The sequence below is a fragment of the Thermodesulfobacterium hveragerdense DSM 12571 genome (assembly GCF_000423845.1).
Taxonomy (GTDB): domain Bacteria; phylum Desulfobacterota; class Thermodesulfobacteria; order Thermodesulfobacteriales; family Thermodesulfobacteriaceae; genus Thermodesulfobacterium; species Thermodesulfobacterium hveragerdense.
Genome location: NZ_KE384098.1, coordinates 19,891 through 40,360, shown reverse-complemented (window position 1 = coordinate 40,360; position 20,470 = coordinate 19,891). Strand labels below are relative to the sequence as shown.

General features: G+C 38.7%; 18 protein-coding genes and 1 pseudogene. 12 read left to right on the top strand and 7 right to left on the bottom strand.

The window, feature by feature from the left end; translation table 11 throughout:
- A pseudogene (locus tag G580_RS0109275) lies at positions 1 to 326 on the bottom strand (AAA family ATPase); the annotation flags it as partial.
- A gap of 47 nt (positions 327 to 373) precedes the next feature.
- Positions 374 to 2,467, bottom strand: a complete 2,094-nt coding sequence (gene acs, locus G580_RS0109270; protein ID WP_028841905.1) for an acetate--CoA ligase alpha subunit — start codon at positions 2,465 to 2,467, stop codon at positions 374 to 376.
- 1,008 nt (positions 2,468 to 3,475) lie between these two features.
- Here acs and G580_RS0109265 point away from each other — a divergent pair.
- The 6 genes from G580_RS0109265 (at position 3,476) to G580_RS0109240 (ending at position 11,063) form a co-directional block, all read left to right on the top strand.
- Entirely contained in the window at positions 3,476 to 5,239 is a 1,764-nt protein-coding gene (locus G580_RS0109265; protein WP_028841904.1) for an L-lactate permease, read from the top strand.
- The gene (locus tag G580_RS0109260) at positions 5,229 to 6,620 is read left to right on the top strand and encodes an FAD-binding oxidoreductase (RefSeq protein ID WP_028841903.1); all 1,392 of its coding nucleotides are present in this window, start codon (positions 5,229 to 5,231) and stop codon (positions 6,618 to 6,620) included. Before G580_RS0109265 ends, G580_RS0109260 begins: the two co-directional genes overlap by 11 nt.
- A 3-nt stretch (positions 6,621 to 6,623) precedes the next feature.
- Positions 6,624 to 7,913, top strand: coding sequence for a (Fe-S)-binding protein (locus G580_RS0109255; RefSeq protein ID WP_028841902.1), 1,290 nt, complete (start codon positions 6,624 to 6,626; stop codon positions 7,911 to 7,913).
- The gene (locus tag G580_RS0109250; RefSeq protein WP_028841901.1) at positions 7,913 to 8,449 is read left to right on the top strand and encodes a LutC/YkgG family protein; all 537 of its coding nucleotides are present in this window, start codon (positions 7,913 to 7,915) and stop codon (positions 8,447 to 8,449) included. The genes G580_RS0109255 and G580_RS0109250 overlap by 1 nt, the downstream gene beginning before the upstream one ends.
- A gap of 61 nt (positions 8,450 to 8,510) precedes the next feature.
- Complete coding sequence (ldhH, locus tag G580_RS0109245; protein ID WP_028841900.1) at positions 8,511 to 10,628, top strand: L-lactate dehydrogenase (quinone) large subunit LdhH; 2,118 nt, start codon at positions 8,511 to 8,513, stop codon at positions 10,626 to 10,628.
- A gap of 3 nt (positions 10,629 to 10,631) precedes the next feature.
- The gene (locus G580_RS0109240) at positions 10,632 to 11,063 is read left to right on the top strand and encodes a PPC domain-containing DNA-binding protein (RefSeq protein ID WP_038042037.1); all 432 of its coding nucleotides are present in this window, start codon (positions 10,632 to 10,634) and stop codon (positions 11,061 to 11,063) included.
- A 55-nt stretch (positions 11,064 to 11,118) separates the two neighbouring features.
- On the opposite strand, the gene G580_RS0109235 is transcribed toward G580_RS0109240, so the two are convergent.
- Positions 11,119 to 12,138, bottom strand: coding sequence for an alpha-hydroxy-acid oxidizing protein (locus tag G580_RS0109235; RefSeq protein WP_028841898.1), 1,020 nt, complete (start codon positions 12,136 to 12,138; stop codon positions 11,119 to 11,121).
- 271 nt (positions 12,139 to 12,409) lie between these two features.
- Here G580_RS0109235 and G580_RS0109230 point away from each other — a divergent pair, with 271 nt between their 5' ends.
- Together G580_RS0109230 and G580_RS0109225 are read left to right on the top strand one after the other, a co-directional pair.
- The gene (locus G580_RS0109230; RefSeq protein WP_028841897.1) at positions 12,410 to 12,763 is read left to right on the top strand and encodes a Spy/CpxP family protein refolding chaperone; all 354 of its coding nucleotides are present in this window, start codon (positions 12,410 to 12,412) and stop codon (positions 12,761 to 12,763) included.
- Positions 12,723 to 13,193: a hypothetical protein gene (locus G580_RS0109225; RefSeq protein ID WP_156874823.1), complete on the top strand. Its 471-nt coding sequence runs from the start codon at positions 12,723 to 12,725 to the stop codon at positions 13,191 to 13,193. The genes G580_RS0109230 and G580_RS0109225 overlap by 41 nt, the downstream gene beginning before the upstream one ends.
- A gap of 1 nt (position 13,194) precedes the next feature.
- Here the strand turns inward: G580_RS0109225 and G580_RS0109220 are convergent, their stop codons facing one another.
- Both G580_RS0109220 and G580_RS0109215 read right to left on the bottom strand, forming a co-directional pair.
- Complete coding sequence (locus tag G580_RS0109220; protein ID WP_028841895.1) at positions 13,195 to 14,520, bottom strand: sigma-54-dependent transcriptional regulator; 1,326 nt, start codon at positions 14,518 to 14,520, stop codon at positions 13,195 to 13,197.
- Complete coding sequence (locus tag G580_RS0109215) at positions 14,499 to 15,719, bottom strand: sensor histidine kinase (protein ID WP_169357130.1); 1,221 nt, start codon at positions 15,717 to 15,719, stop codon at positions 14,499 to 14,501. Before G580_RS0109215 ends, G580_RS0109220 begins: the two co-directional genes overlap by 22 nt.
- A gap of 183 nt (positions 15,720 to 15,902) precedes the next feature.
- Here G580_RS0109215 and G580_RS10815 point away from each other — a divergent pair, with 183 nt between their 5' ends.
- From G580_RS10815 to thiE, 4 genes are all read left to right on the top strand, one after another.
- The gene (locus G580_RS10815; RefSeq protein WP_051173344.1) at positions 15,903 to 16,835 is read left to right on the top strand and encodes a cation diffusion facilitator family transporter; all 933 of its coding nucleotides are present in this window, start codon (positions 15,903 to 15,905) and stop codon (positions 16,833 to 16,835) included.
- Positions 16,828 to 17,916 (top strand): DUF763 domain-containing protein, encoded by a 1,089-nt coding sequence (locus G580_RS0109205; RefSeq protein ID WP_028841893.1) that lies wholly within the window; start codon positions 16,828 to 16,830, stop codon positions 17,914 to 17,916. Before G580_RS10815 ends, G580_RS0109205 begins: the two co-directional genes overlap by 8 nt.
- Positions 17,917 to 17,987: 71 nt before the next feature.
- Positions 17,988 to 18,680 (top strand): anaerobic ribonucleoside-triphosphate reductase activating protein, encoded by a 693-nt coding sequence (locus tag G580_RS0109200; RefSeq protein ID WP_028841892.1) that lies wholly within the window; start codon positions 17,988 to 17,990, stop codon positions 18,678 to 18,680.
- Positions 18,681 to 19,301, top strand: coding sequence for a thiamine phosphate synthase (gene thiE / locus G580_RS0109195; protein WP_028841891.1), 621 nt, complete (start codon positions 18,681 to 18,683; stop codon positions 19,299 to 19,301).
- A gap of 3 nt (positions 19,302 to 19,304) precedes the next feature.
- Here thiE and G580_RS10810 read toward each other — a convergent pair whose 3' ends face one another.
- Both G580_RS10810 and G580_RS0109185 read right to left on the bottom strand, forming a co-directional pair.
- Positions 19,305 to 19,943, bottom strand: a complete 639-nt coding sequence (locus tag G580_RS10810) for a flavodoxin family protein (RefSeq protein ID WP_051173343.1) — start codon at positions 19,941 to 19,943, stop codon at positions 19,305 to 19,307.
- Entirely contained in the window at positions 19,944 to 20,147 is a 204-nt protein-coding gene (locus tag G580_RS0109185) for a hypothetical protein (RefSeq protein ID WP_028841890.1), read from the bottom strand.
- Between the last annotated feature and the right edge of the window lie 323 nt (positions 20,148 to 20,470).

The following is a 20,470-nucleotide window of genomic DNA, read 5'->3' as shown; positions in this document are numbered from 1 at the left end:
GTAATCTTTAAGTTCAGACTGTTTTTTATAACCTCTCTTATCTGCTGGTCTACTGATATGTCTTCTCCTTCAAACAGTTTGTACTGCACATCATAGGTAAACACAAACGGGCAGGACCATTCTACAGGGTCCTCAAGCTCTAAGACCTTATGGATAAACATCGCCTCTTCATCAAGAATTTTGTCTCCTACCTTGACAGGCACTTTGCCTATCAACTTCATATAACCAACTTTACTTCCTTTTTCTTTCAGGTTTAAAGCAAGGCCTAAGGCTAAGACGTTTCTTCCGGTAAACGGTCTGTTTGATACCAAAAATATGGATTTCATCTCCTTACCCCCTTGTTTTTTTCGATCTTTTTAAGCTTCCACAGGTATCACCCTATGATAATCCTTGCATCTAAAGCTACGCCCCCTACTTCTTTTACTAAATAAGGATTAATGTCTATTTCTTTTATGACAGGAAACTCTTCAACCAACTGAGATAGCCTTAGGATTTTATCTACTATAGCATCTTTGTCACAAGGTTTTTCTCCTCTCACCCCTTCTAAGAGTTTTTTCCCTTTTATTTCTTCTATCATTTCGTAAGCTTCTCTTTTACCTACAGGTGTAAGTCTAAAACTTACATCCTTTAGCACTTCCACATAAACCCCACCTAATCCAAACATTATCATATGACCAAAGGTATTATCGTAAGTTACCCCTAAGATAACTTCTTTTCCTCCGGTTACCATTTCATAGATATTGACTCCTTTAATGTAGGCATTAGGCATGGCCCTTTTAACGTTTATAGTCATCTCAAGAAAGGCTTCTCTTACTTCTTTTTCGTCCTTAAGACCTACTTTTACCCCTCCTACATCGGTTTTATGGATAATATGGGGTGAGCTGATTTTCATAACTACCGGATAACCTATTTGTTCAGCGATTTTAACTGCTTCATCGGCAGTTCTGGCAAGCCCCCTTATGGGAAACTCTATTCCATAAAGACTCAATATTTTCATAGCGTTTTCTTCTCCTATTACACTTACCCCAGCATCTCTAAGTGCTTCAAGCATCAACCCTATTTCTTTCTTAACCTCTTCAGAAACAGGAAAATTTATGTATTCATCTTCTTCTCTGTGTTTATATTTGACGTAATGTACCAACTTACTGTAGGCATTTATAGCTATTAGTGGGTCTTCATAACAAGCTATGTTGTTTGTTTTTAAGTAAGAGGTTGATTCTCTGACTTTGGGTCCTCCTATAAAACAACCTACAAAAGGTTTTTCCGTCTGGTTACTTTTTTCTACCATTATTTGGGCTACATTTTCTACATCTGTCATCGCCTGAGGAGTAAGGATTACACAAACTCCGTCTACATTAGGATCAACCACTGCCCTTTCTAAAACTACCGCATATCTTTCTGAGGTCGCATCTCCTATTACGTCTACAGGGTTATAAAGGGCGGCTGTAGGAGGCAACTTTTCTGCTAAGTATTCGATAGATTCTTTTGACATAGGATATAGTTTTAGTCCATTTTTTTCTGCAGTGTCTGCAGCAATAATCCCTGGACCACCTGCATTGGTTACGATAAGGAGTTTCTCTCCTGAAGGAAACTTTCCGCTTTTAAAAACCTCTGCTACCTCAAAAAGTTCTTTTATCCCTTCTACCCTTATAACTCCAGCCTTTCTAAAAGCTTCCGCAAAAGCCCTGTCTGATCCAGCTAAAGCCCCTGTATGAGAGGAAGCTGCTCTGGCACCAGCCTCGGTTGCGCCAGATTTTATGAGGATGACAGGTTTTTTCTTGGCTACTCTTTTTGCTACTTCGATAAAACGTTTCCCGTCTTTAACGTCCTCTATATATCCAAGGATAATGTCTGTATCCTCGTCTTCTCCAAAGTACTCTAAAAAATCTGTTTCGTTTAGGTCAGCTTTGTTTCCAAAACTAACAAATTTTCCAAAACCAAATTCACTGCCTATAGCCCAGTCTATTAAAGCTACCCCTAAGGCTCCAGATTGAGAAAAGAAAGAAATCCTTCCTTTGGGAGGTAGTTCTGGAGCAAAAGTAGCATTCATGCCTATCTCTGTGTTTATTACCCCTAAACAATTAGGTCCAACCATCCTTATCCCATACTTTTTGATGAGGTCTAAAATCTCCCTTTCAAGTTTAGCTCCTTCTTCTCCAGTTTCCTTAAATCCTGCGGTAATAACAACTACTCCTTTAACCCCAGCTTCTCCGCAGTCTTTTATAACCGAAGGTACTACTTTGGCCGGAACTACAATCACAGCTAAATCTATTTTTTCTCCTACTGCAGAAACCGAGGAATAACATTTAAGCCCTAATATTTCTTTACGTTTTGGGTTTATCGGAAAGAGCTTGCCTGCATAGCCTTGGGTTAAAAGGTTTTTTAGGATAACATGACCGATCTTTTTCTCTTCTTCAGAGGCCCCTACCACCGCTATGCTCTCAGGTTTAAAGATAAAATTCAGCATTTTATTCCCCTCTTTAAGTTATTTTTTTCACAGTATCTTGTCCTAATTTGCCTTAAAAATAAAACAGATCGATTTTAAAGTCAAACAGAAAAATTTGCTAATTTTTAGAACTAACATTTTTTTTTGTTCTGATTCGTGTTATTTCAAAAATTTTTGCTGATTTTTGTTAATTTTCTTTATAGTTTACTTTTTAAATACTTTTTTATGTTATTTTGTTTAATTTTAAAATATATATTGATATATCATTAATCCAAAAAATATTTTGTGTGGAGGGCAAAAGAAGTTAAAGTTTTTTGAGAATATTTTTAAATTTTAAATTTTGGTGACATGTTCTCAATCTTGTTGATAGAAAATAAGATCAAAAATTTCTTATGATTTTTAGACTTAAAAAGCTTTCCCTCTGTTTATATTCTATAATAATTATTTATACATATTATAAAAATATTATTCCCATATCCTCTTTAAAAAACTTCCAGATATGGCCTTCACCAACAAGCATAATAAGTTTAGAATAAGGGTAGATTTGATATATTGCGAAGGGTGTATCCTTTGTTTGAAACAGGTAAAGGCATAATTTGGTCTATTAAGGTTTTTATTACGAGATATTTAGGGAGATATTTAGTAAGTCATCGACGAGAGCAAGTGCTCAAAGAAGTTTAAAGGTTAGTTAGTTCTTGAGATTTTGAAGTTAAGAGAGTTTGATGGCCTCTGATAGGTGAATGTTATAAAATCCTTAGAGCAACTGAAAAATAGGGGAATCATGAATGATCATAAATTCCTGTTGGCAGTTTAGGGTTATTAAGTTTTTTGAAGTTTCTTTAAAATGAAAAAGTAAGAAAAAGTAAAATAAAAAGAGGAAGAAAGACATTGAGATATTTTTCTCTAAAGTTTTTTCAGAAATTTAATAAATTATTAAATAATTTTGGACTTGACTTTAGTTTAAAAAGGATTAAAAGTGGCAATTAAGAAAAAAAGTTATTAAAAATCCTTTAAAAGGAGGGTAGGCTTATGGCTTGGCAGATGGATGTGAATCCTTTAGGTAGTATTGGGTTGTCGGCCTTGGTAGCAGCCATTCCTATTTTTTTCCTTTTTTGGGCTTTAGCTTACAAAAGGATGAAGGGGCATTGGGCTGCGTTAGGTGCTGTCTTTATAGCTTTGTTAATAGCGGTTATTTTTTACAAGATGCCTGTTAACCTGGCGGTGCTTTCTACTTTTTATGGTTTTCTCTTTGGCCTCTGGCCTGTTTCATGGATTGTTATTACCGCCATTTATCTTTATAATCTTTCTGTAGAAACTAAGCAGTTTGAAATCATCAAAAACTCTTTAGCCGCGATAAGTAATGACCGAAGGGTTCAGGCTATCCTTATAGCCTTTTGTTTCGGAGCGTTTTTAGAAGGTGCGGCTGGATTTGGTACTCCGGTTGCTATCTCTGCAGCCATGCTTGCAGGTATTGGATTTAATCCTGTTTATGCCTCTGGTATAGCTCTTTTGGCAAACACTGCTCCGGTTGCCTTTGGTGCTATTGGAATTCCTATCGTGGTTGGTGCTCAGGTGTCAGGAGTAGACTTGATGGCCTTATCCAAGATGGTAGGAAGACAGCTCCCTTTCTTTAGTTTGCTTATTCCTTTTTATATGTCGGTGGTTATGGCAGGATGGAAAAAAACCTTAGAAATCTGGCCGGTTCTTTTTGTTGCTGGTGGTTCTTTCGCCATTACCCAGTTTTTGGTTTCTAACTATTTAGGTCCATATCTTCCAGATATTCTATCTGCTATCGCAACCATTGTCTGTACAGCTATTTTTGTAAGGATTTGGCATCCTAAAGAAGTTTGGAGCTTTGAGCATGAAGAAGTAACAGAAAAGGCTAAGCTACAGTACTCCTTAGGTCAGGTTTTTAGAGCATGGGCTCCCTTTATACTTCTTTCTATCTTTGTCGCTGCCTGGGGAGTAAAGTCTGTTAAAGCTGCTTTAGATCAATTTTTAACTTTAAAGTTCCCTATCGTTGGGCTTGATAAAGAGGTTATAGATCATTTAGGTAAGCCGAAGGCAGCAGTTTATACCTGGAATATCCTTAGCGCTGCAGGTACCTCTATTCTTTTTGCTGCTATTCTTACTATACCTGTAGTAGGAGCCTCATTTTCTACCGCAATCAGGGTTGCAGGAAAAACCCTTAACTCTCTTAAATGGGCAATTCTTACCATCGGAGTCATCTTAGGATTTGCTTATCTTATGAACTATTCTGGTATGGCTATTACTTTGGGATTGGCTTTTGCTTCTACCGGATTTTTATTCCCGCTTTTCTCTGCCTTCCTTGGTTGGTTAGGAGTGTTTATGACTGGTTCTGATACCTCTACCAACGCTCTTTTTGGTAAACTTCAGGAGGTTACCGCAAGACAGATCGGTATAGACCCTGTGCTTACGGTAGCTACCAACTCCTCTGGTGGCGTTATGGGTAAGATGATTTCTCCTCAGTCTATAGCTGTGGCTACCGCAGCAACCGGTCTTGGCGGAAAAGAGGGAGATATTTTCAGGTTTACCTTTAAACATTCTGTAATTTTAACTTTCTTGATGGGAATTCTTGCGATGTTACAGGCCTATGTGTTTACTTGGATGATACTTGTCTGGGAAAAGGCAGTAGAGACTGCTAAAGCTGCTTCAGCTGCACAAGCGGCGGTTCAGGAAGGTTATAACATACTTATAGCTACCTTTGTAGCTTCGATTTTATTGGTAATCATTTCAAGGATTGTAGGCAAGGGGGCAAATTATGTTAAGTAATGCCTTTATCAACGCTTGTGTTTCTCTTTTAGGAGAGAAGAATGTTTTAACCAAAGAGGCAGAACTTATACCCTATAGTTATGATGCCACTCCAGGTATTCCCAGGGAAATTCCTGGGGCAGTGGTTTTTCCTGAAACTACAGAGCAGGTACAAGGAATAGTTAAACTTTGTCGAGAGTATAAAGTGCCTATCTACCCGAGAGGAGCAGGGACTTGTTTAAGCGGGGGCCCTGTCCCCCTAAGTAAGGGGGTAGTAATCTCCTTTCAGAGGATGAACAAAATTTTAGAAATAGATACTGATAATCTTACTGCAACCGTACAACCTGGGGTGGTAGTAGCTACCCTTAATGCAGAGGTAGCTAAGTACGGATTGATCTATCCTCCAGACCCTGGTTCGATGTCAGTAGCTACCATAGGAGGAACGGTGGCAGAAAATGCAGGTGGTTTAAGAGGGCTTAAGTATGGAGTTACCAAACACTATGTAATGGGTATGGAGGTGGTCCTTCCTACTGGAGAGGTGTTTAGGTTTGGAGGGAAAACCGTTAAAAACGTCACAGCTTATGATTTTACCGGACTATTTGTAGGGTCTGAAGGAACCTTGGGGATTATTACAGAGGTGATTTTAAAACTTATCCCTGCACCTAAATACAGAAAATCGATGATAGCCTTTTTTGATACCCTTGAAGATGCAGGGCAAACGGTTACAGACATCATAAGGGCTCACGTGATCCCTGCTACCTTAGAGATTATGGATAACATGACCATAAGGACTGTGGAAAACTTTGCCAAAGTAGGTCTACCTACTGATGCCGCTGCGTTGTTACTTATTGAGGTTGACGGAAACGGAAAAGATGGGGTAGAGGAAGAGGCAAAGAAGGTAGTAGAGGTAATACAGAAAAACAGAGGAAAATACAAAGTTGCAGAAACAGACCAGGAAAGAGACAACCTCTGGGCAGCAAGGAGGGCTGCCCTTCCGGCTTTAGCCCAGGTAAAGCCAGCTACAGTGTTAGAGGACGCAACGGTTCCCAGGACAAAGATCGTAGATATGCTAAGGGCTATCCAGGAGATCGCTAAAAAATACAACCTTACCATAGGAACCTTTGGTCATGCAGGGGACGGGAATCTTCATCCCACCATCTTGGTTGACCCTATGGATAAAGACGAGATGGCAAGACTTGATAAAGCCATAGACGAAATCTTTGATGCCGCATTAAAACTTGGAGGGACTCTTTCAGGAGAACATGGAATAGGGGTAGCCAAGAAAAAGTATCTAAAGAATGAACTTGGAAGTTCCGGTATCGAGGTTATGAAACGTCTTAAAAAGGCTTTGGACCCTGACAATATTTTAAATCCTGGCAAATTAGTCCCTATGGAGGATTAAACAGTGGGAAAGAGTATCTTTGAAAACGATGAGGTTTTAAAGAGAGAACTTATAAGGTGTATGAAGTGTGGCAACTGCATGGCTGTTTGCCCTGTTTATGGGGCTGAGGTAAAGGAAAGTGCGGTTGCCAGAGGCAAAATTGCCTTAGGAGAGGCCTATTTAGAGGGAAAAATTCGCGACAAGGATCTTATGAACCTTATCTATAACTGTTTGGTCTGTAAGTCCTGCATGCTTGCCTGCCCTACAGGGGTAAAGTACGATAAAATTATTTTGGCATTAAGACATAAACTTGCCAAAGATTTAGGTAAACCCTGGATTAAAAAGTTGGCCTTTTGGTCCTTAACCCATCCGTCCCTTTTTGATAAAGGTTTAAAGGCTTTTTCTAAAATGCAAGGGTTCTTTTTAGAAAAACGAGGGCCTAAACTTAGGGCCCCAAGGGCTTTCTTGAGAACCCTTGGAAAGAGGTTTGATGAATCCTTTGTCCTTCCAGAGTTTGCTTCTAAGTCCTTCAGAGATATTACACCCGAGGTGATAGAGGTCCCCAACCCTCAGTCAACGGCTTTATTTTTTACCGGATGTTCTATAAACTATCTTTATCCAGAAATAGGGGGAGATATTCTGCTGGTCTTAAAGAAAAACGAGATTAAAACTTTAATCCCTAAGGAGCAGAATTGTTGTGGTATGCCGGTTATGGTACATGGAGACATAGAAAAGGCAAAGGAGCTGGCTAAAAAAAACTTAGACCTCTTTGAAAGGATAAACCCAGAATATATAATTACAGGGTGTGCTTCTTGTGGAAGTGCCTTGAAGCATGAATACCCTTTAATCTTTGAGGTTGATCAAGAATACGAGACAAAAGCTAAAAAATGGGCTGAAAAGGTATACGATATTACCAGTTTTCTTTTAAAAGTTATTAAGCTTAAAAAGCCAAAGGCAGAGTTAAAGCTTAAGGTAACCTATCATGATCCCTGTCATCTTAAAAAAGCTATGAAGGTTTGGGTAGAGCCAAGAGAAATCTTAAAAGCTATCCCAGGGGTTGAGTTGGTCGAGATGAAAAAACCAGATGCCTGTTGTGGAAGCGGTGGTTCTTATCACTTAGCTTACGCAGATACCAGCTTAAAGATACTTCAGTCCAAGATGGAAGACGTAAAAAATACCAGAGCAGAGGTGGTAGCCACAGAATGTCCTGCCTGCATGATGCAGTTAGGAGAAGGTACACAAAGGTATAAGGTTAATGCAAAGGTAAAACATGTGATAAGCCTGCTTGCAGAGGCTTACAGGAGGGAATCATAATGTTTGAACTTTTTAAAGAAAAGGCTTCTGCTTTGATGGCAGAGGTATATTCTTTTAAAAACCGAAAAGAAGCTTTAGAGTTTATAAAAGGGTTTATCAAAGAAAACACCTCATATGAAGACAAAAATTCAGTTGTTTGGTATGATACCTGGTTTTTGGATGGGGAGAGAAAAGAAGACCTTTTAGCAGAACTCCCTCAGATTACCTTTGAATTTACCCCAGAAATAGCAAGTCAAGCTAAAATAGGTATAAACGAAGTAGACGGGGCTATAGCTGAGTCAGGTTCTTTGATAGAGGTGTCTAACCGGATCCAGAAAAGATTGGTTTCTTCTTTAACTGAAATTCACATAGCAATACTTCCTAAAAGTAGGATCTTCCCAGACCTTAAAACCGCTCTTCGTTCCTTTAATCTTACTAATGTTCCTTATGTAACCCTAATCAGCGGTCCCAGTAGGACGGCAGACATAGAAAGGGTGTTAACCATAGGGGTTCACGGTCCAGAAAGGGTGATAATTGTTTGTGTTGAAAATTTATAGATTTGTTTTGATTTATTATTGATTTGAAAATGTTTAAAAATAAAAAGGCGGGGTTGTTATTATGCTTAAAGAAGAAATCAAAAAAGCTTTAGAAAATCCGGTTATTTCTAAGGCTCTTACGAATTTTTATGAAGCTTATGTAGTTGCTCGAGAAAAGGCTTATGCAGGGCTTGATTTTGAAGAGATAAGAAATGAGATAGTTCGGGTAAAAAGCTATGCCGCAGAACATTTTGACGAATTGATAAAAAAATTTACAGAACAAGCCACCAAAAGAGGGGCTAAGGTTTTTTATACTAAAGACCCAAAAGAGGTTATAAACTATGTTTTAGAGGTAGCCAAGACTCATAACGTAAAGACTATAGTGAAATCAAAATCCATGGCTACTGAAGAGATCCATCTTAACAAACATCTTAAAGAAGCGGGTTTAGAGGTTCACGAAACAGATTTAGGGGAGTGGATCATCCAGCTTGCAGGTCAGCGTCCTTCTCACATGGTTTTACCTGCCATTCATCTTACCCGTTATGAGGTTTCAGATATCTTTACCAAAAAGGTCGATGCCGTTGAGCCTGACATAAAAAAGATGGTAAAGTTTGCCAGAAAAAACTTGAGAGACAAGTTTCTCAAAGCAGACCTGGGGATTACAGGAGCAAATATTGCTGTAGCAGAGACAGGAAGTATTGTAATTTTTACCAATGAAGGTAATGCAAGGTTGGTTTTAACCCTACCCAAAGTTCATATAGCAGTAGTCGGTATAGAAAAACTGGTAGACAAGCTTGAGGACATAGATCCTATCGTTAAAGCCTTACCAAGAAACGCAACCGCACAACCTATTACTACCTATGTGTCTTTTATCACCGGAGAAAGAGAACACTGGGATGGGACCAAAAAGGAGGTTCATATCATCCTTTTTGATAACGGTCGTTCTGAGATGGCAAAAGACCCTGTTTTTAAAGAGGCCTTACAGTGTATCAGATGCGCTTCCTGTTTAAACGTATGTCCTGTTTTTAGGCTGATAAGTGGGCTTGTTTTTGGAAGGGTTTATACAGGAGGAATCGGAACTATCCTTACTGCCTGGACTGAAGGACTTAAGGCTACTAAAGACATTCAGAATCTCTGTATCCAGTGTGGTAATTGCGTGAAAATTTGTCCAGGCAAGATAAACATCCCTGACCTGATCTTGGAGATAAGGAGAAGGCTTGCCGAAGAAGAGGGGTTGCCTTTAAAGGTAAAGGCTATTTATTCTGTGGTAAACAACCGCAAACTTTTTCATACAGCCTTAAGGATGGCCTCAAAACTACAAAAACCTTTCAAACAAGGGCCTTTCATAAGGCACCTGCCTTTAGCTTTTGCCGAACTTACCCAAGAAAGAAGTCTTCCTGCCATAGCAGACAAACCTTTTAGGGACCAGGTTAAAAAGATAAAACAGCCTGATGCCAAGGAAAAGGTAGCCTTTTTTGCAGGATGTCTCATAGATTTTGCCTATCCAGAGATAGGAGAAGCCTTGGTTAAGCTGCTTAACCAGGCAGGTATTAAAGTGATTTTCCCTCAAGACCAAACCTGTTGTGGGGCACCTGCCCTTTATAACGGCGTTATGGATGTTGCTGCTAACAACATGTTGCAAAACTTAAAGGCTTTAGAACAGGAAAATCCAGATTTTATCATTTCAGCCTGTCCTACCTGTACTCTGGTTTTAAAGAAAAAAGGCTTGTTGGCCCTAAGGAATCAAAAAGTTTCTCAGGATCTTATCGCAAAAGCAGAAAAAATGGCAGAAAAAGTGATAGATGCTTCATACTTTATCCATAAGCTTATCAAAGAAGGTAGAATCACCTTTAGCAAGCCTTTAGAAGAGGAATTTACCTATCATGATCCATGTCATCTAAAGCGTTCGTTAAACATCTGGCAAGAGCCAAGAGAATCTTTACAAAAAGCAGGGCTTAAGCTCAAAGAAATGTTTGAGTCTGATATATGTTGCGGCATGGGAGGTTCTTATTCTTTAAAATTTCCGGAGATCTCGGTAAAAATCCTTGAAAGAAAATTGAAAAACATACAGGATACAGGGGTAAATCTTGTATGTACTGACTGCCCTGGATGTATTATGCAGATAAGGGGTGGAGCTGATAAAAAAGGATTAGACTTTAAGGTAAAACATTCATTGGAAGTTCTTGCAGAGAGGTTGTAACCCATGGAAATTATAAAAGAATACAGAGTAAAGAAAATTTTTCAGGGAAGGGTTCCCAAAGGAGAAGATCTTTTCAGGTGGTTAACCCAAAAAGTTAAAGAATTGGGTATTAAAGCCGGGATGGTTTCAGGAATTGGGGCTGTAACCAGGGCTACGATAGGATATTATGACCAGAAAAAAAGGGAATATGTGATCAAAAGTTTTGAACAGCCCATGGAGGTTCTAAGTTTGAAAGGAAACGTTTCGGTTAAAGATGGAGTCTCTTTTGTGCATCTTCATGTAGTTTTAGGTAAAGAAGATCTTACTGCCATCGGAGGCCATCTTTTTGAAGGTTCTGAGGTGTTTGCCTTTGAGTTTGAGATCGTAGAGTTTGAAGGAGAGGCTTTTCAAAGAGGTTTTGACGAACCAACAGGTTTGTATCTCTGGCAACCTTAATTTTTGATATTTTAGGTCAGAGGCCCTTCAAGGCACCTCTGACCTGAATAAGTTTTTAAATTTTTACTAAGATGTTTGAGGGCACGTTCTTTACTGAAGCCACCCCGGTTAACAACATGTTTTGAATGAGTTCGTTTTTTATTTTATCAAAATACATCTTAAGACCTTCTCTCATCCCACCAAAAACAGCTATGACAACAGGTCTACCTATAAGCACTGTATCAGCCCCAAGGGCAAGTAGTTTTAACACATCAGCACCACTTCTCACTCCACCGTCTGCGATGATGGTCATTTTTCCTTTAAACCTTGCAGTGATTTCTGGCAAAACATCAGCCACCCCTGGTGTATGGTCTAAAACCCTTCCTCCATGGTTAGAGACCACTATACAGGAAACCCCACAGTTATAAGCAATCTCTGCATCTTTTACCGTCATGATACCCTTAAGGATAAAGGGTAAAGAGGTAGCTTTTACCAACTCTTCGATTTCCTTAGGATTTTTAGGACTTACAGGTTGTCCTTTTAAAGCCATGGTAATAAGTCCTGCACCGTCTATGTCTACCCCAACTGCTAAAGCGCCTGCTTCTTCTGCCATACGGATCCTTTTGATTATTTCTTCTTGAGACCTTGGTTTGATGATAGGGATACCTTTGCCATCAAACTTTTTTATGGCATTGATACCACTTGAATACATCAAAGGGTCGGCCCCGTCTCCTGTCCATCCGATGGTTCCAGCCATAAGAGACCCAGCTATAACCTCTTCGGTATAAACATCTTCGGTGATAGCACCTCCCATGTTATAGGTAGTCCCGGTTATAGGTGCTGCCATAACAGGAAGGGCTAAGGTTTGACCAAATAATTCTGTTTCGGTAGAAGGGGTTTTAACCTCGTGAATTGCAGTAAGGTTAAATTTATAACGGTTTAAGGCCTCTAAATTAGCCTTAAAGGCAGACCCAGTTCCAAGTCCACCCATCCCAGGCACTTCACCTGCACAGGCAACCCCATTACACACCGGACAAACCCTGCAAAATCCTTTTAGTTTTTCTTTAGCATTCTGTTTTACCTCTTCCCAAGTCATACTAAGCCCCCCTCTTTATAAATTTGTAGTAAAGTACTTACTTACTAATGTTATCAGTTCTATACCGTTTTTCAAGCCTTATAAAAATGTTTTTTTTACCTTTTGTAAAATTTACCAGCAAATTTTTGTAAACATTACAAAAGACAGGTTTTTTATCGTTAAAAGAAGTCCAGTTCTCAAAGATTTTTGAAGGTTTGGGTAGGATGATAAACAGGCACGGATTTTGTTAAAATAATTAATAAAACTACAAAACCAAACCAGGAGGTGTGGGATGAACATCAAAAAAACTTTAGCGGTGGTGTTAGGTTTGGGTACTCTTTTAACCGGGCCGGTTTTTGCTTACAAAGGCATGGGGCCTCAAGGCATGGGGCGTCCTATGGCTCCACCGGTTGATCAAGCTAAGTTACAGGAATTCTGCAAGGAAGTACAACCTCTTTATCAAAGAGAGGCGCAATTAAGGGCAGAGGCTCGTTCTCTTATTCTTCAGCCAACCCCTAACTGGGATACTATTCTTGCAAAAGAACAAGAACTTGCTAAAATCCGTGTAGAAATAATGAAGAAAGGACACGAGAAAGGATTGCCACTTGGTAAGCATGGTCACTGGAGAAAATACTGCGGTTGGTAAGATGAAGGTTAAGTCCCGGGCTTTTGGCCCGGGTTTTTGGATATTCTTAAGTTTCTTTTTGATCCTAATTCTAACTCCCTCTTTAAACGCTCATCAATTTAAGTTTTTTCAAGAACTTCCCTATGACCCTAACTTAGAGATTACTTTCAAAGGTAAGATTTTGTCTGTTTATCTCCCTCCCAGAGGATTAGCCTCTCTTGAAATAGAAAGAGAAGGTAAAGCCTATACGGTTTTTTTGTGCCCAGTCCATTATTATCGTTTCCTAAATCCTGATTTTAGGGAAGGGCATCAGGTAGAGGTTACTGGGGCTAAAACCTATTTTCCTAAGTATGGCGTCATTTTTATGGCAAGACATGTTAAAAACTTAACCACAGGTAAACTATATCTTTTTAGAAGTCCTGTAACACCTTACAAACCGGTGTGGGAATAAATTATTCTTTAAATCCTAAATCTTTTAGTTTGTTATAAAGGGTCTTAAGGGATATCCCAAGAAGTTTGGCTGCTTCAGGTTTATTTCCCTTAGTAAGTTCAAGGGCTTTAAGGATGGCTTTTTTCTCTAAGTTTTTAATCTGTAAGTCATCTTTCAGGGTCGTCTTGTCTTGAAACAGGTCCTTTGATTTAAAGGGAATTTCTACTTCTATCATATCTCCTTTACTAAGTATCACTGCCCTTTCAAGGATGTTCTCAAGTTCTCTTATGTTTCCTGGGAAAGAATAGTTTTCAAGTTTTTCCCAGGAGGAAGGACTTATTGGTTTTAAAGTTTTTCCAAGTTTGTGAGAAATTTTTTCTAAGAGGTATTGGACGATGGTTTTTAGATGTTTTTTCCTATCCCTAAGTGGAGGAAGATAAAAAGAAAAAACGTTAATCCTGTAAAATAGGTCTTCTCGAAAACTTCCTTCAGTTACAAGTTTTTCTAAGTCTTTGTTGGTAGCTACGATAAATCTTGCGTCTGTTTTCAGGGTTTCAAGGCCTCCTAATCTTTCAAAGGCTTTATCTTGAAGCACTCTTAAGAATTTAGCCTGCACGGTAAGGCTCATCTCCGAGATTTCGTCAAGAAAAAGGGTGCCTTCTCTTGCGAGTTCAACCTTACCAGGTTTAGTTTTTATAGCACCGGTAAAAGCCCCTTTTTCATAGCCAAAAAGTTCAGCTTCTACTAAATTTTCAGGCAAAGCAGCACAGTTTATTTCTACAAAAGGCCCTTTTCTTCCGCTTAAAACATGGATTATCTTGGCGATTAAACTTTTTCCGGTGCCTGTTTCTCCTAAGAGGCAGACGGTGGCATCTGTAGGGGCGATTTCGATCAGCCTTTCATAGAGGTCCTCTATCCCTGCAAAAACTACCTCAAGCGGGGGCAAATCTGCTGGATAAAAGGATGGGGATTTTTTAAATTTTTTAAGGTATAGTTTTACTTTAGCTAAAAGTTCTTCTGGAGAAGAAAGAGGTTTGGTAAGGTAGTCCACCGCCCCTGCTTTCATGGCGTCAACCGCTGAAGGGATGGTGCCAAAAGCTGTAATCACAAGAAAAACCGATTCTGGAAGGATCTTTTTAGCTTTTTTGATAAAGGTGATGCCATCAAGCCCTGGCATTTTAAGGTCGGTGATTACGATATCTGGATTAATCTCAGGAAGCTGCAGTAAAGCAGTTTCAGGGTTATGAAAAACCCAAACTTTATATTTTTCCTCCTGAAAGGTCATCTCTAAGAAACTTGCAAATGAGGTGTCGTCTTCTACGATAACTATCGAGGGATTTTTATCCATACCTCTGTCCCAGAAGATGGGTTTGATTTAAGATCAATCCTGCAATTTAGTTCCTCACATAGTTTCTTTACTATGGTCAAACCAAGGCCCATGCCTTTGGCTTTGGTAGTAAAAAAGGGTTTCCAAATCTTAGCTATCAACTCTTGAGGGATCCCTTTTCCAAAGTCTTTTATGTAAATAATATAAAAATTTTTTTCAGAAATTAAACCTAAATCCACCCTTAAGTTACCTGCCTCTTGAGAGGCTTGCCAGGCATTTTCCAAAAGGTTTATCAGTATTTCTTTTAGTTTATATTGGTCAGAAACTATCATAAAGTTTTTTTCCTCAAGAGTTACTCTCAGCTCTGCCTCAGGATAAAGAAGTTTAAAGGTTTCGATAACCTCTGTTAAGAGGTTGTATAAGTCAAAAGAGGAGAAAATTGGCTTTTGGGGATGGGTATAAGAATTCAGGGTTTGTAAAAGTTTCTCCATCCTTAAGGTTTCTTTTAGGATAAGATTAAGGGCCTTTAGGGTATTTTCTTCTGGAGTTTTTTTAAGGATTAACTGGGTAAAACCTTTTATGCTGGCTAAAGGATTTTTCATCTCATGTGCAAGGACCTGAGAGATAAACTTCCATCTCTCAAGGTCTTCGATCCTCTGTATCAACCTTTCAGACCGTTTAAAAAACCAAAAACCAACGACCCCTAATCCAAAGAACCCTAACCCAAGAAAAAACTCTAAATAAACATGTTTTTTAGCATAACCTAAAATTTTCTCTACGGGAAATATATGGAGCGCTACCCTCAAGATCGCTTGTTGATTTTCTGTTTTTAATAGATTTTCGTAAACGAACAATTTTTCTTCAGTCAGGGTAGTTTGATAAAAACTTCGAGGAAAGGTAGCATTAAAGGAAACCCTTTCTTGGATCTTTGCCCCTATAAGCTCTGGGTTAGAATGAAGTAATATTTTACCCTCTGTATCATAGATTGCTACATAAGCCACTCCTTCCCATTCTTCTCCTAAGAGGAGCTCGGCAAAAAAGTTTTTTTCCTTTTTTATTAGGTCTAAACCAAAGTTTTTGATCAGACTTTTAAGGGTAATTTCTACCCCTATGGCCTGAAGTTTTAAACCTGTATCTAAAGTCTTATGGATGTTTTGATAGTTAGAGATTGCAGCAAGGATGAAAAAAACTCCGGCTAACAGAGAGATACCTAAAAACATAAAAGGTAAGAGAGGTTTTTTAAAATAAATTTTTATTTTGTCTATTTGGGAGGACATATTTTTAGCTTAACCTAAAATCTTAAAATGTAAAATTAAGGGTATACCCCATAAAAGGATCTTCTTAGGCTTGACAAACCAAGAAAAAGAGGAATTTTTGTATAAAACTGAAGAGGGTTGGAGACGATGCATCACCATCATGGCCATGATGAAAAAACTGAGATTAGAGGGAAAAATCTTTTTTACGTAGCCCTTTTAAACCTTTTGATAACTGTTTTTGAATTTATCGGTGGTTTAATTTCAGGAAGTATGGCTCTTTTGTCTGATGCCTTTCATAATTTAGGTGATGTAATGTCTGTGGTGATTACCTATTTTGCCCATAAAATTTCTTTTAAAAATCCTAACGAGAGAAAGACCTTCGGTTATAAACGCATAACCATTTTAGCAAGTCTTTTTAACTCGGTTACGCTGTTAATAATATGTTTTTTCCTGATTAAGGAGTCTATCGAAAGACTGGTTACTCCATCTCTTATAGACGTTAAAACCGTGTTTGTGGTAGGAAGTATAGGGTTTTTAGGTAATCTTTTGAGCTTAAAATTTTTAAAAAGTTCTGCCAGAAAAGACTTAAACGTAAAAAGTGCTTATCTACACATGTTAGGAGATGCTTTATCCTCTTTGGCTGTGATAGCAGGGGCTGTTTTTATTTATTATTTTGGGTGGTTAAGAGTTGACCCGGTTATCAGTGTAATAATAGCCTTTTATATTGCTAAAGAGAGTTTAGAGGTTTTGTTAAAGTCAGTTGACATCATCATGCAAGCAACCCCTTTTCATGTCGAAATCCCTAAGATAGTAGAGGGACTGATGAAAATTCAAGACATACAAGATGTTCATCATATACATGTGTGGAGTCTTGATGATAAAACCCATTTTTTTGAGGGTCATGTTAACCTAAAGTCTGATATCAACGTAAGTGAAACGGCAAAAGTTTTGCAAAACATACAAGAAGAGTTAAAAAAGTTTGATATTCACCATATAACCATCCAGTTTGAATATCAGGGAGTATGCCCAGAATGTGAGGTGTTTCATAATACCTGTTTAAAAAGGGACAAAGATGGTTAGTAGAAGTATAGTAGACCTGCCTTTGCATGGAGGGAAATGCCCTCCCTGGCTTTTTGAGAGGATGGTAAGGTTAAGCAGGGCTATTTTATTGTTTGTGTATCAGGAGTTTGGGGCTAAGGAATTGATCAAAAGGTTGTCTGACCCTTTTTGGTTTCAGGCTTTAGGTTGTTTGCTTGGTTTTGATTGGCATTCTTCAGGCCTCACCACAACCGTTGGAGGTGCTATAAAAGAGGCTTTGAAACCCTATTTTAACGACTTAGGGATTTATGTTTGCGGAGGAAAAGGTAAGAGGGCTTTAAACACCCCTCAAGAAATTATATTCTGGGGAGAAAAAAAGGGACTTCCTCAACAAGCCTATAGGTTTGTAACCTTAAGCAGGCTTACCGCAAGGATAGACAATAACGCCATCCAAGATGGTTTCCAACTTTATTTTCATCTTTTTCTGTTCTCCAAAGACGGCCAATGGGGGGTAATACAACAAGGTATGGATGAAAAAACCGCCTATGCAAGACGGTATCAATGGTATAGCGAAAAGGTGTTAGACCTTTGCGAAAACCCCCATTCAGGAATTGTTTCTTCTGTCAAAAAAGAAAACGTACTTAATCTGGTGGCTAAGGAAAGTAAACCTGTGCAAAATTCGTTGGTAAGGTTGCTAACAGAAGACCTAAGTTTAGTTATAAAGGAGTTAACTCCGAAGGTGCATCTTATATTTAAAGAGGACCATACCTTAACCTTCAAAGACCTATCGGTTAAATCCTTGAAGAAAGTTTTGGAAAAGGTCTATGAAAATCCTCCGTCTGATTTTCAGGCATTACTGTTAACCGAAGGTATTGGAGCCAAAACCTTAAGAGCCCTTACCTTAGCTTCAGAGCTTATCTATGAGGTTAAGGCCTCAAGAGAAGACCCGGTAGTTTATAGCTATGCCCATGGAGGTAAAGACGGGCACCCATACAGGATAAACAGAAAACTTTATGATAGGACCATTAAGGAGCTAGAAGAGATACTAAGGAAAGCGAAGTTAGGAGAAACAGAAAAGCTAAATCTGTTTAGAAGGCTTCCTAAACTTTTTAACATAACGTAAAAGCGTATTGCCCTTGTCTGTCTTTTAATAAAGTTTTATATTTTAGGTAAGATTATCTTTTGGTGAATTCGATGATTAGAGGGTTTATAGGCACAAGTTTGGTAGATTATCCAGGGAAGATTTCTTCTGTGATTTTTACCTATGGATGTAATTTTAGATGCCCCTTTTGTTATAACGTCGATTTGGTCCTACCTGAAAGGTATAAAAATTTAAAAAACCTTTCTGAAGAATGGGTTATAGAGGAGTTAAACAGGAGAAAAGGTTTTATTAAAGGGGTGGTGATTACCGGAGGAGAGCCTACCCTTTGGGGAAAAAAGCTTGTTAGTTTTATAGAAGAAGTTCGCTCTCAAACCGGGCTTCCTGTTAAGCTTGATACCAACGGTAGCTCTCCAGAGTTGGTAGAAGAGCTGGTAAACACCGGCTTGATAGATTTTTTTGCCATAGACTTTAAGACTTCCCCTGATAAATATGCGGAACTTGGAGGGGATTTTGCTCTTGTTGAGCAAACTTTTAAGGTTTTAAAAAACATTACAGATAAGGTAGAAATAAGGGTTACTCTGTATCCCCCCCTTTTAACAGAAAAAGACTTAGAAGAGATGGTCCCCTATCTTGCATGGTTTAAGAGGATAGCCCTGCAGAAGTTTGTCCAGGAAAACACATTAAAAAAAGACCTGGTGGGGGAGGTAACCCCAGAGTTTTACCACCGAGTAGATGCTTATTTAAAAGAAAGATTGCCAGAGGTTTCTATGGTAAGGAGATATTAGATGGTTTTAAAAGGTTTTTATGTGATAACCGATGAGGTTTTAACCCCTTATCAAGACGGAGAAATCTTTCGAATGGTTGAAAAAGCGTTAAAAGGAGGGGCTAAGGTTGTTCAATTAAGAGATAAAAATTCCGATTTAGAGGTTTTAACAAACATAGCCATAGAACTAAAGAAGCTTTGTCACAGGTTTGATGCCTATTTTATCGTTAACGACAGAGTAGATTTGGCAGCCAAAGTCTTGGCAGACGGCGTACATGTAGGTAAAGACGATCAGCCTCTTAGCCGGGTTAAAGAGATTTTTAAAGGCCCTATCATCGGGGTTTCCTGTTATGGAGACCTTAAGAGAGCCATAGAGGTAGAAAAGCAGGGAGCCACTTATGTGGCCTTCGGAAGTTTTTACCCCTCTCCTACCAAACCCAACTCAACCGTAGTAGATAAAACCTTGATCCCTCTTGCTAAAAAGACTTTAAAAATTCCTGTATGTGTTATAGGTGGCATAACCTTAGAGCGAGCAAAGGAGCTTGTCCAATTAGGGGCAGACATGGTAGCTGTTATAAGCGACCTATGGAAGGATAACGACATAGAAGGCAAAGCAAGAGCCTATGCTAAACTTTTTGAATAAAGGTTAAGGAGTAGGGTCTAAGTTTAGTCCTAAAAATTGAGCTAATTCTTCTTTAGACTTGGTTAAGTCCTTTTTTTCAAAGATAGAGAGTTTTTCTCCTAAAGCTTTAGCCTTTTCTAAACCTTCAGGGTGTTTAAGTATTTCTCCCTTTTTATCAATCCCTCTTAAAAAAATTCCTCCTATATATTCTCCGTCTATGGTGTCAAGCACGTATTTAAAACTTCTTACTAAACATTCAAACACTTTTTTGCCTTTGGTTGCACCTAAGGCAAGAAGTATACCTTTTGGTTTTTGAGAGGGAGGTGGAGCTTTAAGAAGATATTTAGAGACCCAGAAGGCCTGAAATCTTTCGAAAAAGGCCTGCAAAAAAGAAGGATGGGAATAAAAGAAAATGGGGGTTGCTACCACCAGAAAGTTAGCCTTAAGAATTTTAGGGTAAACTTCAGTTAGGTCATCTTTTAGAATACACGTTCCGTCTTTTTCACAACCTCCGCATTCAACACAAGGGGAGAAATTAAGTTCCGCAAGTTTTATCCTTTCGGTTTTTATTTTTTGGTGAGTAAGGGTAGAGAGAAAAGTATCAAGGAAAATTTCAGAATTGCCCTGATTTCTTGGGCTTGCGTGGATGGCTAAAAGTTGCATCTATTTGGTGAGGGTTTTTTTTATAACAGAAAAGACCTGGGTGAAAACCTCTTCAAAGGTAGCAGGGGAACAGCGTCCCATTTCGATAAACTTGATGACGATTTCTTTGGTGGTTTTGAGGGTGATTTCTTCTAAAGGAGAAAGTTTAAAGTCTTCGGTAGGTTTATTCTTGTTTTCCAGATTAACTATTTTTCCTGTGCTCATTTACCTCACCTTTAAAGGAATTTAAAAAATAATCATAGCTTAAATTAAAGAATTTGCAAGAACCACAGACGTTATTATCTAAGTCCATTGTTTAGGGCGGTTGTTTATCCAGACACGGGCCTTTAACATCGCAATCCCTTTTGAAGTAGGGCAGGTTTCTACTTGGGCAAATCGTCCAAGGGAGAAAACCTAGGACATGTCGCAATCCCTTTTGAAGTAGGGCAGGTTTCTACAGAGGGTATAAAAGTTCGTGGGAAATTTGTCCATATTGTTTTGTCGCAATCCCTTTTGAAGTAGGGCAGGTTTCTACAACTGTAAAAATT